The sequence below is a fragment of the Pseudomonas syringae CC1557 genome, assembly GCF_000452705.1.
GTDB classification, from domain to species: domain Bacteria; phylum Pseudomonadota; class Gammaproteobacteria; order Pseudomonadales; family Pseudomonadaceae; genus Aquipseudomonas; species Aquipseudomonas syringae_F.
On the sequence record NZ_CP007014.1, the window covers coordinates 4897861 to 4912885 of the forward strand.

16 protein-coding genes and 1 pseudogene are annotated in these 15025 nt (G+C 58.1%); 3 read left to right on the top strand and 14 right to left on the bottom strand.

Annotation, left to right across the window (positions count from 1 at the left end; all coding sequences use genetic code 11):
* Nucleotides 1-21: 21 nt before the first annotated feature.
* The 5 genes from N018_RS21600 to murJ form a co-directional block, all read right to left on the bottom strand.
* Nucleotides 22-498, bottom strand: a complete 477-nt coding sequence (locus tag N018_RS21600) for an FKBP-type peptidyl-prolyl cis-trans isomerase (RefSeq protein ID WP_024647391.1) — start codon at nt 496-498, stop codon at nt 22-24.
* Nucleotides 495-998 (bottom strand): signal peptidase II, encoded by a 504-nt coding sequence (gene lspA / locus N018_RS21605; RefSeq protein ID WP_154219970.1) that lies wholly within the window; start codon nt 996-998, stop codon nt 495-497. The genes N018_RS21600 and lspA overlap by 4 nt, the downstream gene beginning before the upstream one ends.
* Nucleotides 991-3822, bottom strand: coding sequence for an isoleucine--tRNA ligase (gene ileS / locus N018_RS21610; RefSeq protein ID WP_025389815.1), 2832 nt, complete (start codon nt 3820-3822; stop codon nt 991-993). Before ileS ends, lspA begins: the two co-directional genes overlap by 8 nt.
* Nucleotides 3823-3896: 74 nt before the next feature.
* Nucleotides 3897-4823: a bifunctional riboflavin kinase/FAD synthetase gene (gene ribF / locus N018_RS21615; RefSeq protein ID WP_024647388.1), complete on the bottom strand. Its 927-nt coding sequence runs from the start codon at nt 4821-4823 to the stop codon at nt 3897-3899.
* Between the two features lie 134 nt (nt 4824-4957).
* Nucleotides 4958-6496, bottom strand: coding sequence for a murein biosynthesis integral membrane protein MurJ (gene murJ, locus N018_RS21620; protein ID WP_024647387.1), 1539 nt, complete (start codon nt 6494-6496; stop codon nt 4958-4960).
* Nucleotides 6497-6746: 250 nt separating this feature from the next.
* Between murJ and rpsT the strand changes: the two are divergent.
* Nucleotides 6747-7026 (top strand): annotated as a pseudogene (gene rpsT, locus N018_RS26880) (30S ribosomal protein S20).
* Nucleotides 7027-7340: 314 nt separating this feature from the next.
* Here rpsT and N018_RS21625 read toward each other — a convergent pair.
* From N018_RS21625 to rplU, 5 genes are all read right to left on the bottom strand, one after another.
* Entirely contained in the window at nt 7341-7811 is a 471-nt protein-coding gene (locus tag N018_RS21625) for a CreA family protein (protein ID WP_024647419.1), read from the bottom strand.
* A 38-nt stretch (nt 7812-7849) separates the two neighbouring features.
* Nucleotides 7850-8968: a glutamate 5-kinase gene (gene proB / locus N018_RS21630; RefSeq protein ID WP_024647418.1), complete on the bottom strand. Its 1119-nt coding sequence runs from the start codon at nt 8966-8968 to the stop codon at nt 7850-7852.
* A 90-nt stretch (nt 8969-9058) separates the two neighbouring features.
* Complete coding sequence (gene cgtA / locus N018_RS21635; protein ID WP_024647417.1) at nt 9059-10282, bottom strand: Obg family GTPase CgtA; 1224 nt, start codon at nt 10280-10282, stop codon at nt 9059-9061.
* Nucleotides 10283-10498: 216 nt separating this feature from the next.
* On the bottom strand, nt 10499-10774 hold the full coding sequence (gene rpmA, locus N018_RS21640) for a 50S ribosomal protein L27 (RefSeq protein WP_002551972.1): 276 nt from the start codon (nt 10772-10774) through the stop codon (nt 10499-10501).
* Between the two features lie 32 nt (nt 10775-10806).
* The gene (gene rplU / locus N018_RS21645; protein ID WP_003381306.1) at nt 10807-11118 is read right to left on the bottom strand and encodes a 50S ribosomal protein L21; all 312 of its coding nucleotides are present in this window, start codon (nt 11116-11118) and stop codon (nt 10807-10809) included.
* A gap of 239 nt (nt 11119-11357) precedes the next feature.
* Here rplU and N018_RS21650 point away from each other — a divergent pair, with 239 nt between their 5' ends.
* Both N018_RS21650 and N018_RS21655 read left to right on the top strand, forming a co-directional pair.
* Nucleotides 11358-12326 carry a polyprenyl synthetase family protein gene (locus tag N018_RS21650; protein WP_024647416.1) on the top strand — a complete coding sequence of 323 codons (969 nt, stop codon included), beginning with the start codon at nt 11358-11360 and terminating at the stop codon, nt 12324-12326.
* Nucleotides 12327-12495: 169 nt separating this feature from the next.
* Entirely contained in the window at nt 12496-12738 is a 243-nt protein-coding gene (locus N018_RS21655; RefSeq protein WP_024647415.1) for a PA4570 family protein, read from the top strand.
* 79 nt (nt 12739-12817) lie between these two features.
* On the opposite strand, the gene N018_RS21660 is transcribed toward N018_RS21655, so the two are convergent.
* The 4 genes from N018_RS21660 to N018_RS21675 all read right to left on the bottom strand — a co-directional run bounded on the left by N018_RS21660 (nt 12818) and on the right by N018_RS21675 (nt 14981).
* On the bottom strand, nt 12818-13435 hold the full coding sequence (locus tag N018_RS21660) for an FKBP-type peptidyl-prolyl cis-trans isomerase (protein WP_024647414.1): 618 nt from the start codon (nt 13433-13435) through the stop codon (nt 12818-12820).
* Between the two features lie 153 nt (nt 13436-13588).
* Nucleotides 13589-13897 (bottom strand): DUF6482 family protein, encoded by a 309-nt coding sequence (locus N018_RS21665; RefSeq protein ID WP_024647413.1) that lies wholly within the window; start codon nt 13895-13897, stop codon nt 13589-13591.
* Between the two features lie 134 nt (nt 13898-14031).
* On the bottom strand, nt 14032-14526 hold the full coding sequence (locus N018_RS21670; RefSeq protein ID WP_024647412.1) for a TIGR00645 family protein: 495 nt from the start codon (nt 14524-14526) through the stop codon (nt 14032-14034).
* 125 nt (nt 14527-14651) lie between these two features.
* Nucleotides 14652-14981: a hypothetical protein gene (locus N018_RS21675; RefSeq protein WP_024647411.1), complete on the bottom strand. Its 330-nt coding sequence runs from the start codon at nt 14979-14981 to the stop codon at nt 14652-14654.
* Between the last annotated feature and the right edge of the window lie 44 nt (nt 14982-15025).

Here is a 15025-nt window from a genome sequence, read left to right on the forward strand (position 1 = left end):
AGCCGGGCTTGATGGCGAAGATCAGGAAGCCAGAATCGCCTGCACTTCGAATATTTCCACTTCGAAGCTCAGGGTCTTGCCCGCCAGCGGGTGATTGAAGTCGATGGTGACCTGCTCGTCATCGAAGGCTTTCACCACGCCGGGCAACTCGGTGTTGGCCGCGTCATTGAAGATCACCAGCAACCCCTCGGACAGCTCCATGCCCACGAACTGCGAGCGTGGCATGATCTGCACGTTTTGTGGGTTGGGCTGACCAAAGGCGTTTTCCGGTGGAATCTGCACGGTCTTTTTGTCGCCCGCCTTGAAACCGAAAATCGCCATTTCAAAACCGGGCAGCAAGTTGCCGTCGCCGACCTTGAACGTGGCAGGCGCCTTTTCGAACGTACTGTCGACGGTATCACCGTTTTCCAGACGCAGGGCGAAGTGCAAGGTGACCTGTGTGTTCTGACCGATGCGCAGCTCGCCAGACGAGCCTTGAGTCGAAGGTTGCTCAGTCATTGACGGTCTCTCCGGTTTTTTTTGCTCTTGAACATGTCCAGCGCCAGCATGATCGCGCCGACGGTGATTGCACTGTCGGCGACGTTGAAGGCCGGGAAATACCAGCGGTTTTCCCAGTGAACCAAAATGAAGTCGATCACATGACCCAATACGATGCGGTCATAGAGATTACCCAACGCGCCGCCCAGCACCAGCGCCAGCGCAATGGCCAGCCAGGTGTCATCGCGACCGAGACGCTTGAGCCAGACCACCAGTACCGCGCTGACTACAATCGCGATCAGGGCGAACAACCAGCGCTGCCAACCGGCACCATCTGCCAGAAAGCTGAAGGCAGCACCCGTGTTGTAGGCCAGGGTCCAGCTGAAGAAATCCGGAATCACCACGATCTGCTGATACAGGCTCAACGCATTCTCGAAGTAATACTTGCTGGCCTGGTCTATCACCACAATCAGCACGGTCAACCACAGCCAGGCCAGCCGGCCAAACGAGGCGTTAGGCATAGTGACGCACCTCGCCTGCACCGCTGATGTTGTCTACGCAACGGCCGCAGATTTCCGGATGCTCGGGGTTCACACCGACATCCTCGCGGTGATGCCAGCAACGGGCACACTTGGCGTGGCTGGACTTGACCACCTTCAGTTTCAGACCCGCTACTTCGGTGACCACCGCATCCGCCGGAGCCGACACGAACGGTGCAACGCTGGCGGTCGAGGTGATCAGCACAAAACGCAGTTCGTTGCTCAGCTTCGACAGGTCAGCAACCAGTGAATCTTCTGCGTACAAGGTCACTTCAGCCTGCAGGTTGCCGCCAATGGCCTTGGCCGCGCGCAGGTTTTCCATCTCCTTGTTGACCGAGGTCTTCACCGCCATGATCCGCTCCCAGTAGGCGCGGTCCATGTCGAACTCGGCAGGCATTTCGGTCAGGCCTTCGTACCAGGTGTTGAGCATCACCGATTCGTTGCGCTCGCCCGGCAGGAACTGCCACAGCTCGTCGGCGGTGAACGCCAGGATCGGCGCGATCCAGCGTACCAGCGCTTCCGAGATGTGGAACAGCGCGGTCTGGCAGGAGCGACGCGCAGTGCTGTCGGCAGCCGTGGTGTACTGGCGATCCTTGATGATGTCCAGATAGAAACCACCCAGCTCCTGCACGCAGAAGTTGTGGATCTTCGAGTACACGTTCCAGAAGCGGTATTCACCGTAATGCTCTTGCAGCTCACGTTGCAGCAGCAGGGTGCGGTCCACGGCCCAGCGGTCCAGCGCGAGCATCTCTTCGGCTGGCAGGATGTCGGTCGCCGGGTTGAAGCCCGTCAGGTTCGAAAGCAGGAAGCGTGCAGTGTTGCGGATACGACGATAGGCATCGGCGCTGCGCTGCAGGATCTGATCGGAAACCGCCATTTCGCCCGAATAGTCAGTTGCCGATACCCACAGGCGCATGATGTCTGCACCCAGCGAATCGTTGACCTTCTGCGGCGCGACTACGTTATTCAGCGACTTGGACATCTTGCGACCGTTCTCGTCGACCACAAACCCGTGGGTCAGCAGTTCGCGATACGGTGCGTGGTCGTCCAGCATGCAACCGGTCAGCAGCGACGAATGGAACCAGCCGCGGTGCTGGTCGGAACCTTCCAGGTACAGGTCGGCACGCGGACCGCTTTCATGGCCCATCGGGTGCGAACCGCGCAGTACATGCCAATGCGTGGTGCCCGAGTCAAACCAGACGTCCAGAGTGTCGGAGATCTTGTCGTACTTGCCGGCTTCGTCACCCAGCAACTCGCTGGCGTCCAGCTTGAACCAGGCTTCGATGCCCTCTTTCTCGACGCGCTGGGCCACTTCTTCCATCAGCTCGACGGTACGTGGGTGCAGGTCGCCGCTTTCCTTGTGCAGGAAGAACGGAATCGGCACGCCCCAGTTGCGCTGACGCGAGATGCACCAGTCAGGACGGTTCGCGATCATCGAGTGCAGGCGCGCCTGACCCCAGGCCGGTACGAATTCGGTGTCTTCGATGGCCTTGACCGCACGCTTGCGCAGCGTTTCACCGCTCTCAGGCTGCTTGTCCATGCCCACGAACCACTGCGCGGTGGCGCGGTAAATCAGTGGCGACTTGTGGCGCCAGCAGTGCATGTAGCTGTGGCTGATGGTTTCGGTGTCCATGAGGCTGCCGACTTCGACCAGCTTGTCGATGATGTTCTGGTTGGCCTTGAAGATGAACTGGCCACCGAAAAACTCCAGCGACTCGACATACACACCATTGCTCTGCACAGGGCTGATGATGTCGTCGTTGCTGAGGCCGTACTGCTTGCAGATATTGAAGTCGTCCACGCCATAGGCAGGCGAGCAGTGAACAATACCGGTGCCCGCACCCAGTTCGACGTATTCCGCCAGGTAGATCGGCGACAGACGGTCGTAGAACGGGTGGCGGAAATTGATCAGTTCCAGCGCCTGACCGGTGGTGGTCGCGATGACCGTGCCTTCCAGCTTGTAACGGGCCAGACAGCTTTCGACCAGCTCGGACGCCAGCACCAGCAGTTTGTCGCCGACATCGACCAGCGAATATTCGAACTCCGGGTGAACGTTCAGCGCCTGGTTGGCCGGAATGGTCCAAGGCGTAGTAGTCCAGATGACGATGGACGCAGGCTTGCCCAGCGAAGGCAGGCCGAACGCTGCGGCCAGCTTAGCCTCGTCGGCAGTCGGGAACGCGACGTCGATGGTCGAGGATTTCTTGTCCTGGTATTCGACTTCGGCTTCGGCCAATGCCGATCCGCAGTCGAAACACCAGTTGACCGGCTTCAGGCCCTTGAAGACGAAACCGCCCTTGACCATCTCCGCCAGCGCACGGATTTCCCCGGCTTCGTTGGCGAAATTCATGGTCAGGTACGGATTGCTCCAGTCGCCCAGCACGCCCAGACGGATGAACTCGGACTTCTGGCCTTCGATCTGTTCGGCTGCATAGGCGCGGCACAGCTCACGCGTGCGATCGGCGGACAGGTTCTTGCCGTGGGTCACTTCGACCTTGTGTTCAATCGGCAGACCATGACAGTCCCAGCCCGGCACATAAGGGGCATCGAAGCCCGCCAGGGTCTTGGAACGCAGGATCATGTCCTTGAGAATCTTGTTGACCGCATGACCGATGTGAATATTGCCGTTGGCGTACGGAGGACCGTCGTGCAGGACGAACTTGGGACGATCCTTGCCAATCTCGCGCAGCTTCTGGTACAGGCCAATGCTGTCCCAGCGCTGCAGAGTTTGCGGCTCGCGCTGGGGCAGGCCGGCCTTCATAGGGAAGGCGGTGTCCGGAAGGTTTAGCGTGGATTTGTAGTCGGTCATTTCAGGCTCTTGGTTAGGCTATGCATGCAAAATGTCTGCGTTCGGTCGACTATTTTTGATACATGTCCATCAGGTTAACCATGCCAATGGGCACGGGCGGCGGCGACGTCCGCATTGATCGCCGTCTTGAGCGCCTCAAGCGAGGCAAAACGCTGCTCATCACGTAGCTTGTGGTGGAAAGCCACCGTTAAACGCCGGCCGTAAAGGTCGCCGGCAAAATCCAGAAGATGCACCTCAAGGTGGGCACTGCCATCACCGGCCACTGTCGGGCGCACACCAATATTGGCGACCCCCGGCCAAGCCTTGCCGTCGATGTCCATGCTGACCAGGTAAACCCCGCTCAGCGGCACGCGACGACGCTTGAGTTGTACGTTGGCGGTGGGCGTACCCAATTGCCGCGCCAGCTTCTGGCCATGCAATACCCGTCCGGTTATCTGGAACGGACGACCCAGCATACGCTCGGCAAGGGCAAAATCCGACGCAGCCAGGGCTTTACGCACTTTGGTACTGCTGACCCGGATGCCATCGATCTCAACGGTCTGCGCCGCTTCTACGGTAAAGCCATAAGTTGTGCCGGCCTGTTGCAGGAAGTCAAAGTCACCGACCCGGTCAAAGCCAAAACGAAAATCGTCGCCCACTTCGAGGTGCAGAACACCCAGACCGTCGATCAGCACGGTTTCCACGAAACTCGCCGCACTGAGTTTGCACAGGCGCTGATTGAAGGACAGGCAAAGTACCCGGTCAACGCCCTCGGCTTCAAGCAGCTCAAGCTTGTCGCGCAAACGCGCCAGGCGTGCCGGAGCCGTGTCGGGCGCAAAAAACTCACGCGGCTGTGGCTCGAAAATCACCACGCAGCTGGGCACACCCAACTCGACGGCACGCTCACGCAACCTCGCCAGGATAGCCTGGTGGCCGCGGTGTACACCGTCGAAATTGCCAATCGTGGCGACGCAGCCCCGATGTTCGGGGCGCAGGTTGTGAAGGCCTCTAACCAGCTGCATAACGCACTTCTTGCTCATAAAGTGGCCGATTATAACCACACAAGGCCACGGACGACAGGCAACACGCCAAGACCGGACAGCGGTTCGTGGCGCGCAATGAAAAAAAAACCGACAGCCAACCGCTGTGCAGCGACCTACATGACCGCCTTGCGGGCGAAATCCCGGAGGCGAAAGCCGAGTAACAGAAGCATTGCAAAATAGGTCACGACACCCGCCGCCACCAGCGCACCGAGACGCAGAAAGCGCTCAAGCATTTGTCCGTGGTCCCACGCGGGCATGAAATGCATCATCCCCAGCAGGACGGCCGACATCACGGTAACTGCAACGACCAGTTTCAGCAGAAACTTCGTCCAGCCCGGCTGCGGCTGAAACAGCTGTTGCTTGCGCAACTGCCAGAACAGCAGGCCGGCGTTGATGCACGCGCCCACGCTAATCGCCAGCGCCAGCCCTGCATGCTGCAACGGCACTATAAACGCAAGGTTGAGCAACTGAGTGACGATGAGGGTGAAGATCGCGATTTTCACCGGGGTGCGGATATTTTGTTGAGCATAAAAGCCGGGTGCCAGCACCTTGATCAGGATGATCCCCAGCAGCCCGACCGAATAGGCGACCAGCGCACGCTGGGTCATGGCCGAGTCCAGCGCATCGAACTTGCCGTATTGAAACAGCGAAACGGTCAACGGTTCGGCAAGCAACCCCAGCGCCAGCGTGCAAGGCAGCACCAGCACAAAACACAGACGCAGCCCCCAGTCGAGAATCCGTGAATACTCCTGACGATCCCGTTGTGCGTAGGTTTTGGACAGGATCGGCAGCAGAATCGTACCCAGCGCAACCCCCAGCACGCCGGATGGCAATTCCATCAAGCGGTCTGCGTAGTACATCCACGACACCGAGCCGGCGACGAGGAACGAGGCAAAAATCGTATTGATGATCAGAGAAATCTGACTGACTGACACGCCGAGGATGGCGGGCAGCATCTGTTTCATGACCCGCCAGACGCCGGTATCACGCAGATTCAGACGCGGCAGCACCAGCATGCCGATCTTTTTCAGGTGCGGCAGCTGGTACAGCAACTGTAGCAAGCCGCCGACCAGCACTGCCCAGCCCAGCGCCATCACCGGAGGATCGAAGTAAGGGGTAAGGAACAGCGCGAAGAAGATCATGCTGACGTTGAGCAGCGTCGGCACGAATGCAGGCACCGAGAAGCGGTTCCAGGTATTGAGAATCGCACCGGCCATCGAGGACAGGGAAATCAGCAATATATAAGGAAAGGTCACGCGCAGCAGATCCGAGGTCAGCGCAAACTTTTCTGGCGTGTCGACAAAGCCTGGCGCCGTGGCCCAGATCACCCAAGGCGCGAAAATAACGCCCAGCAGCGTCACCAGCGCCAGCGCCAGCGTCAGCAGCCCGGTCACGTACGCAACAAACGTGCGGGTCGCCTCCTCGCCCTGCTGGCTCTTGTATTCAGCCAGAATCGGCACGAATGCCTGGGAAAAAGCCCCTTCGGCAAAAATGCGCCGCAGCAGATTGGGCAGTTTGAAGGCAATGAAAAACGCATCCGTTGCCATTCCGGCGCCGAAAGTGCGCGCGATAATGGTGTCGCGAATGAAGCCCAGAACCCGGGAAACCATGGTGATAGAGCTGACGGCGGCAAGTGACTTGAGTAGATTCATGGAAAGAGTTGTGCGCCTTGGCAAAGGATGGGCGATTAAGCCAGCCATTTATGCGATACTTCGCGCCGCAAAAACGCCCGAAGCAAAGGCCGCGAGTTTACAGGTCACAGGCCGGAAATAAATCCTCCGGTCAAATGTAGCAACCACTCAGCGGAACACCTTAACTGCCCTTGACAAGACTTCAACTCATCGGCATGATTCGCGGCCTATTTTGTTTGCTATTTCACAAAGTCTTTCGAGGAGCTCGACGGTGGCCAACACACCTTCCGCCAAAAAACGTGCAAAACAGGCTGAGAAGCGTCGCAGCCACAACGCCAGCCTGCGTTCCATGGTTCGTACCTACATCAAGAATGTAGTTAAAGCCATTGACGCAAAAGACGCAGAAAAAGCGCAAGCCGCTTATGTTCTTGCAGTGCCTGTTATCGACCGTATGGCCGACAAAGGCATCATCCACAAGAACAAGGCTGCTCGCCATAAAGGGTCGTCTGAACGGTCACATCAAGGCTCTGAGCCTTGCTGCTGCAGCCTAAGCGACACGCTTGTTAAAAAACCGACCTCAGGGTCGGTTTTTTATTGCCTGAAGGAAAGAGGCAGGAACAAGAGTATTCATCATGCCGCCACAACCCCCCCCCCCCCACGCTGGAGCGCAGGGAACGATAATCTCACCCATCGTGCGACGCTCCGCGTCGGCATGCCGTTCTGGACGCTCTGCGTCCGATCTTGAGTGTGTGGTGCGGTGCAGTTTTTTGACGCAGAGCGTCACCCACAGCATTCCCACGCTGGAGCGTAGGGAACGATAATCTCAACTATCGTGCGACGCTCCGCGTCCGATCTCGCTACACGCTCAAGGTGCGGGCGCGGCTGCCCATGGCAGGATCGGAATAGCGGTCACGGCATTCTGTGGGCTACCCTCGATGACGCGGTCGCTGTAGACCAGGTACACCAGCGTGTTGCGCTTCTTGTCGAAGAAACGCACCACCTGCATGGTCTTGAAGACCAGCGAAGTGCGCTCCTTGAAGACCTCATCGCCATCCTTGAGGTTTTCCTTGAACCGGATGGCCCCGACCTGACGGCAGGCGATGGACGCCTCGGCACGGTCTTCAGCCAGCCCCAGGCCGCCCTTCACTCCACCAGTCTTGGCGCGCGACAGGTAGCACGTCACACCCTCGACCTTGGGATCATCGAAAGCCTCGACCACGATTCGATCGTTAGGCCCGACCATCTTGAACACTGTGGACACCTGACCGATCTCTTCTGCCGAGACCAGCACCGGCACCAACAACAAAGCAGCCAGAACACCTTGCATGACGCGCATCGCTTATTCCTTTTATTTACCTGAACCCACAACCCCAATCAGACGAGGATCAGGTTATCCCGGTGAATCAACTCCGGCTCGGCCATGTAGCCTAGCTCACGAACAATGGCTTCGGAGGAATGACCAATGATTTTCTGGGCCTCGATGGCGCTGTAGTTACTCAGGCCACGAGCGATCTCCCGACCATCCGACGCCACACACACCACCATCTCGCCTCGACGAAAACTGCCCTGCACCAGCTTGACGCCAACCGGCAGCAGGCTTTTATGATCCTTTGCCAGCGCCGACACCGCACCATCGTCCAGCACCAGTGTGCCGCGAGTCTGCAGATGACCTGCCAGCCATTGCTTGCGCGCAGCGAGCATTTCGCGCTCGGGAGACAGCAAGGTCCCCAGCCGCTCACCCCCCTTGAGTCGCGCCAGAACGCGCTCGATGCGCCCGCCGACGATCACTGTATGAGCACCGGAACGCGCGGCCAGACGCGCCGCGCGCAGCTTGGTCTGCATACCACCACGACCCAGCGCACCGCCGGTGCCGCCCGCCACCGCATCCAGCGCCGGATCATCGGCACGCGCTTCGTAAATCAGTTGTGCGTCAGGGTTATTGCGCGGATCAGCATCGAACATGCCGTCACGGTCGGTCAGGATGACCAGCAGATCAGCCTCGACCAGATTGGCGACCAGCGCCGCCAGCGTGTCATTGTCGCCAAAACGGATTTCGTCGGTGACCACGGTGTCGTTCTCATTGATGACCGGCACCACGCCAAGTTCGACCAGTGTGCGCAGCGTACTGCGCGCGTTCAGGTAACGCTTGCGATCCGACAGGTCATCGTGCGTCAGCAGGATCTGCGCGGTATGCCGGCCATGCTCGGCAAAGCTCGACTCCCACGCCTGCACCAGCCCCATCTGGCCGATTGCAGCAGCAGCCTGAAGCTCGTGCATCGCACTGGGTCGCGCTGTCCAGCCAAGGCGACTCATACCGGCCGCCACAGCCCCGGAAGAAACCAGCACCAGCTCGACGCCCGCCTCATGCAGCGCCACCATCTGTTCAACCCACACACCCATGGCGTTGCGATCCAGGCCCTTGCCATCCGCGGTCAGCAGGGCACTGCCGATTTTCACAACCCAGCGCTGGGCACCCGTCACTTTGCTGCGCATCTTCTTCCAACCTTAGCCAGAGGGTTTTCAAATTCGGGATACAAAAACGCCGCTAACAATCGTAGCGGCGTTCAAGTTTACTTCAAGCAATCAGTCACGGACGTAAATGATTTCCGGACCATCTTCATCGTCCACGTCTTCTTCATCCCAGTCATCGTCGCCGATGTCATGCACGCTCTTCACGCCACTGCGACGCAGGGCACGCTGGTCGTCCAGCGCCTGCAACTGCGCACGCGCCTCGTCTTCGATGCGCTGATCCAGCTCGGCCAGCTCTTCGGCATAACCAGGCTCTTCGGCGATACGCAGACTGCGCTCTTCGAGGTAACGCATGATGTCGCGCGTCAGTTGCTCAGTGCCTTCTTTGGCGATGGCCGAGATCACGTAGACCGGGCCGGTCCATTCCAGGCGATCAACGATCTCCTGCTTGCGTGCTTCCTGCTCTTCTTCAAGAATCTGGTCGCACTTGTTCAGCACCAGCCAGCGATCACGCTCTGCCAGCGACGGGCTGAATTTTTCCAGCTCGCGAACGATCACTTCTGCGGCATCCGGAGCGCTGGTTTCATCCAGTGGCGCCATGTCGACGAGGTGCAGCAACAGACGGGTACGCGCCAAATGCTTGAGGAAGCGAATCCCCAGGCCTGCGCCGTCGGACGCACCCTCGATCAGGCCGGGAATGTCGGCGACGACAAAGCTCTTCCAGCGATCGACACTGACCACACCCAGGTTCGGCACCAGTGTGGTGAACGGATAGTCGGCAACTTTCGGCTTGGCGGCCGACACCGAACGAATGAAGGTACTTTTACCGGCGTTCGGCAAGCCCAGCAGACCTACGTCAGCCAGCACCTTCAATTCCAGCTTGAGATCACGCTGATCGCCCGGCTTGCCCGGCGTGGTTTGACGCGGCGCGCGGTTGGTACTGGATTTGAATCGGGTGTTACCCAGACCGTGCCAGCCGCCCTGAGCAACCATCAGGCGTTGACCGTCTTTGGTCAGGTCGCCAATGATTTCCTGGGTGGTCGCATCAATGATCGTGGTCCCGACCGGGACGCGCAGTACCAGCTCTTCACCTTTACGACCGGTGCAATCGGCGCTACCGCCGTTGGAGCCGCGCTCGGCATCAAAGTGACGGGTGTAGCGATAGTCGACCAGCGTGTTCAGGTTTACGTCGGCGATCATGTAAACCGAACCACCATCACCACCGTCGCCGCCGTTGGGGCCACCGTTTTCAATGAATTTTTCGCGACGGAAGCTCATGCAACCGTTGCCGCCGTCACCGGCTTTTACTCGAATGGAAACTTCATCTACAAATTTCATAACGCACGCCTCCCGCCACAGGGACGAGCAGAACCACATAAATTACATAAGACTCTTGCAAAAATGAGCGTTGCGATACCGATCAGAAACCAGCGACCCCAGGGGTCAACATCACAACAGCCCGCACAAACAGTTTTGCAAGAGACTCACCTGCCTCTCTACCTCTACAAACAAAAAAGCCCCGTCGCAAGACAGGGCTTTTAAGCAACTGCGTGATTACGCTGCGGAGACTTCAGTCTTCGGAACGATGCTCACGTAGCGGCGACCGAAGGCGCCCTTGACTTGAAACTTGATCACGCCTTCCACTTTCGCGAACAGGGTGTGATCCTTGCCCATGCCAACGCCGTAGCCAGCGTGGAATTGGGTACCGCGCTGACGCACGATGATGTTGCCAGGGATGATAGCCTGGCCGCCATACATCTTCACGCCAAGGCGTTTGGCTTCTGAGTCGCGCCCGTTACGGGTACTACCACCAGCTTTTTTGTGAGCCATGAGTCAATTCTCCAAATGAGGATTAGGCTGAATTAAGCCTGAATACCTGTAATTTTGATCTCGGTGTACCACTGGCGGTGGCCCATGCGCTTCATGTGGTGCTTACGACGACGGAACTTGATGATACGAACCTTGTCGTGACGACCTTGCGAGATCACTTCAGCCACAACAGTGGCGCCAGCAACAACCGGAGCACCGATGTTGACGTCGTCGCCATTGCCAACCAGCAGAACGCGGTCGAAAGTGACGGATTCGCCAGTAGCGATTTCCAGTTTTTCAATTTTCAGGTATTCACCTGGGGCGACTTTGTACTGCTTGCCACCGGTAACAATTACTGCGTACATGGTATTTCTCCGAAAATCCTGCTCACCCAGCTCTTTATAAGAAGAGTATTGGCTGGCATGGCTGCATGGGGCTGGAACGGCCCGTTTGCATTGCGTAAGGCAGGTGCTGCCCAGGAAAGTTAGGGTGCGCGATTGTACGCAAGGCAATCATGGGTTGCAAGAGGCGGGTCGTCATACCTTGACACGCTCTAGCCCGCAACCTAGCATGCGGCGCAACCTATCCGGAGCACGTGTCGCTGATGCAACCCCAAGCCTTCTACCGCACGGTGGCGGACGACTTTAGTGCCGTTGACCTTATCATCAAAAAGCAACTGACGTCGCGCGTACCGCTGGTTTCCAAGATCGGCGATTACATCACGTCGGCCGGCGGCAAACGCCTGCGTCCGCTGCTGGTGCTGTTGTGTGGCAAGGCCCTGGGCCGTGAAGGCGACGATGTTCGCCTGCTGGCCGCCACCATCGAGTTCCTGCACACCGCCACGCTGCTGCACGACGATGTCGTTGACATGTCCGGCATGCGTCGTGGGCGCTCTACCGCCAACGCACTGTGGGGCAACGCGCCCAGCGTGCTGGTCGGCGACTTCCTTTATTCCCGCTCGTTCGAAATGATGGTCGAGCTGGGTTCGATGGACGTCATGAGAATTCTTTCCAAGGCAACCCGCGTGATTGCCGAGGGCGAAGTCCTGCAACTCTCCAAGATCCGCGACGCCAGCACCACCGAAGAAACGTATATGGAAGTGATTCGCGGCAAGACAGCCATGCTGTTCGAAGCCTCGACCCACAGCGCCGCCGCCCTGTGCAATGCCTCTGACACGCAGACTGAAGCCTTGCGCACCTTCGGCGATCACCTGGGTGTGGCCTTCCAGCTGGTTGACGATCTGCTCGACTACCTCGGTGATGCCGAAACGCTGGGCAAGAACGTTGGTGACGATCTGGCCGAAGGCAAGCCTACCCTGCCGCTGATCTACACCATGCGCGAAGGCAGCCCCGAGCAAGCCGCGCTGGTTCGTCAGGCTATTCAGAAAGGTGGCCTGGAAGATCTGGAAAGCATCCGCAATGCCGTGGAAAGCGCCGGTGCGCTGGATTACACCGCACGCCTGGCCCGCGACTATGCCGCGCGCGCCATTGCCTGCCTTGAAGCCCTTCCGCCCAGCGAATACCGCGATGCACTGGTCGAGCTGAGTGAGTTTGCGGTCGCCCGCACGCACTGATCGCATGCAGTTGCAACCAGAAGCCCGTCCAGTGTGACGGGCTTTCTTTTACCTGACATAAACTGACCTGAATCAACCATCCAGCACAAAATGAGAATTAATCTCAATAGTGCCTTGCTATTATTCCAATAGGAATTATTCTCATCTAACCGAACACAGGAGATGAGACATGACTTATTTGATCGATGCATGGCTGGACCGCCCCCACCCTTACCTGAGAATTCTGCACCGCGAGACCGGCGAGGTGTGTGCCGTTCTGGAAGAGGAAGCTCTGGAGGAGTTGCGTGATCAGGGAGACCTGGACGTTTACAGTCTGAGTTCGAGCGAGCCGCTGGTGCTCAAGGAGATGGTGCGCAATCTGTTTCTATTCTGTTATGCGCGGGCGTTGCGCCCCATGGGTGAGTTGCACTGAGCATGAAGCATCAGCACAACCCCGCCGCTGAACGAATCAGCTCGATTCGTTCAGCGACCTTCTGTACCGAACGGGTCGATTACAGAACGTCGAGCAGTTCCACATCAAACACCAGCACGCTGTGCGGTGCGATGCTGCCAACGCCCTGCGCGCCGTAAGCCAGTTCGCTCGGCACGTACAGACGCCATTTGCTGCCAGCGTTCATCAATTGCAGTGCTTCGGTCCAGCCAGCGATCACGCCGCTGACCGGGAATTCGGCCGGCTCGCCACGATCGTAGGAGCTGTCGAACACATTGCCGTCGATCAGCGTGCCGTGGTAATGAACGCGTACCTGGTCCTCACGGGTTGGCTTGGCGCCTTCACCAGCGGTCAGCACTTCAAACTGAAGACCCGACGCCAGAGTGGTCACGCCTTCGCGCTTGGCATTTTCAGCCAGATAAGCCTTGCCAGCGCCAGCAGCCTGTTCAGCCTTGGCAGCCGCTTCGGCCTGCATGATTTCACGGATGACCTTGAAGCTGGCGGACATTTCTTCCTGACCGACACGGCTTGGCTGACCGCCAAAGGCATCGCGCAGACCTGCAACGATGGCTTCCAGATCAACGCCCGGTGGCGGGTTGTCGCGCAACTGGTCGCCCAACTGACGGCCAATGCCGTAGCTGACGCGGGTTTCGTCGGTGGACAGATTGACTTCGGACATGACACTGCTCCGCAAAGGGGCACGCAGTCGGTAATCGCGTAAAACCTCAACGGTCACCACGATGTACCCTGATGCGCCCCGAACCAAAAGGCCGAGCAGCCTAGCACAGTTGGCCGGACGAGCCCTATCACAGCAGCGATCGAACGCTGACTGTCAGGACCATGAGGAGTGAAAAGAGATCGGCATGCGCATCTCCGAGCGATCGTTGACCGGCATACCACACAGCTCGTCATGCACGACGCAATGCACCAGATAAAACGGCACCACCGGAAAATCCTTCAGCATATCCCTCGCGTGCTCCACCGAACGCAGGTGCAGGGTCTTGCCTGCCGGGTCCTTGAGCATCACCGAGGTGCCATTCATACGCACATCCAGCAGATAAATACCGCCTTCAAGGGAAATCAGGTTCAACTCCTCGACCCGCCCGGCCTGGGCATGGCTGGCCAATTCCTGATAATTCATGATCGAACCTCCTGCGCTGCATGTTAAGCATCGGAATGGACTTTTTACCGCATCGCCGGACAACATGCCAGAAAGCGGCTGCGTGCCCTTTCAGACCTGACAGGCCATCGCACAGCGGGCGGCCGGGTCAGGCCTCAATGCTCGTGCTTGGTCAGTTTGTCCAGATAGCCCATCGCAAATGCCGATATCACGAAAGTCATGTGGATAATCACGTACCACATCAGGTATTCCGGCTTGATGTTGGTGGCATCCATGAACACCCGCAGCAGGTGAATAGAGGAAATCGCCACGATGGAGGCCGCGACTTTCATCTTCAGCGAAGACGAGTCCATGGTCCCCAGCCAGTTGAGCTTTTCCTTGTCCTCATCGATGTCCAGTTGCGAGACGAAGTTCTCATAGCCGGAAATCATCACCATCACCAGCAAGCCACCGACCAGCGCCATGTCGATCAACGACAGCAGCACCAGAATCAGATCGGCTTCGGCAAGCGAAAAAATGTTGGGAATGACGTGAAAGACTTCCTGGAAGAATTTGAGACACAACGCCAGCAGGCCAAGGGAAAGACCGAAATAGATCGGCGCCAGCAGCCAGCGCGATGCGTACATGGCATTTTCAAAAAAACGTTCCATTGAAACTCGCAAGGTGTTTTGAAAGGACGGGCGAGTATATCAGCGGGGAAGCGCGGCTCTGACGATGCGACAAAATATCGCACTTGGCACATCACCATGATTTCGGAATACAGGCCGGCGAATGATCAGAACTGCGATGATCGCTGGCAAAGCGACATATCGCTATTGATGCGCCGCAGTTCGGCCTGCATATGCAGGGACCAGATCGAAATATTGTCTGTAGATCGATAGCCGTGCAGCGACAGGCTTTCAGTAATGGAGGTCAGCACTGACTGCGCAGAAGGCTGACCATTGAACGGCCCCTGGGCCTTGATGGCAGACGGCTGCTCATCAGCCATGCCAGCGGCAAACAACAGCATCCATCGGTTGCTGTCACAAGGAAGCGGCCGAATGACACATTCAATACGGGTCATCAGCCCCAGACATTCTCGGGTAAGGCAAAGGCTACGCTGCATAATGCGCTCCTGATCAGTACCGATATCCAGCTTCTCTCGAAGCA

What these genes read in the sequence shown, in the direction of transcription:
- lspA (WP_154219970.1), bottom strand. Translation starts at nt 998, where the DNA reads ATGCCTAACGCCTCGTTTGGCCGGCTGGCCTGGCTGTGGTTGACCGTG.
- rpmA (WP_002551972.1), bottom strand. Translation starts at nt 10,774, where the DNA reads ATGGCTCACAAAAAAGCTGGTGGTAGTACCCGTAACGGGCGCGACTCA.
- N018_RS21600 (WP_024647391.1), bottom strand. Translation starts at nt 498, where the DNA reads ATGACTGAGCAACCTTCGACTCAAGGCTCGTCTGGCGAGCTGCGCATC.
- proB (WP_024647418.1), bottom strand. Translation starts at nt 8,968, where the DNA reads ATGCGCAGCAAAGTGACGGGTGCCCAGCGCTGGGTTGTGAAAATCGGC.
- rplU (WP_003381306.1), bottom strand. Translation starts at nt 11,118, where the DNA reads ATGTACGCAGTAATTGTTACCGGTGGCAAGCAGTACAAAGTCGCCCCA.
- N018_RS21660 (WP_024647414.1), bottom strand. Translation starts at nt 13,435, where the DNA reads ATGTCCGAAGTCAATCTGTCCACCGACGAAACCCGCGTCAGCTACGGC.
- N018_RS21655 (WP_024647415.1), top strand. Translation starts at nt 12,496, where the DNA reads ATGACTTATTTGATCGATGCATGGCTGGACCGCCCCCACCCTTACCTG.
- N018_RS21670 (WP_024647412.1), bottom strand. Translation starts at nt 14,526, where the DNA reads ATGGAACGTTTTTTTGAAAATGCCATGTACGCATCGCGCTGGCTGCTG.
- ribF (WP_024647388.1), bottom strand. Translation starts at nt 4,823, where the DNA reads ATGCAGCTGGTTAGAGGCCTTCACAACCTGCGCCCCGAACATCGGGGC.
- murJ (WP_024647387.1), bottom strand. Translation starts at nt 6,496, where the DNA reads ATGAATCTACTCAAGTCACTTGCCGCCGTCAGCTCTATCACCATGGTT.
- cgtA (WP_024647417.1), bottom strand. Translation starts at nt 10,282, where the DNA reads ATGAAATTTGTAGATGAAGTTTCCATTCGAGTAAAAGCCGGTGACGGC.
- N018_RS21665 (WP_024647413.1), bottom strand. Translation starts at nt 13,897, where the DNA reads ATGAATTATCAGGAATTGGCCAGCCATGCCCAGGCCGGGCGGGTCGAG.
- ileS (WP_025389815.1), bottom strand. Translation starts at nt 3,822, where the DNA reads ATGACCGACTACAAATCCACGCTAAACCTTCCGGACACCGCCTTCCCT.
- N018_RS21625 (WP_024647419.1), bottom strand. Translation starts at nt 7,811, where the DNA reads ATGCGCGTCATGCAAGGTGTTCTGGCTGCTTTGTTGTTGGTGCCGGTG.
- N018_RS21650 (WP_024647416.1), top strand. Translation starts at nt 11,358, where the DNA reads ATGCAACCCCAAGCCTTCTACCGCACGGTGGCGGACGACTTTAGTGCC.
- N018_RS21675 (WP_024647411.1), bottom strand. Translation starts at nt 14,981, where the DNA reads ATGCAGCGTAGCCTTTGCCTTACCCGAGAATGTCTGGGGCTGATGACC.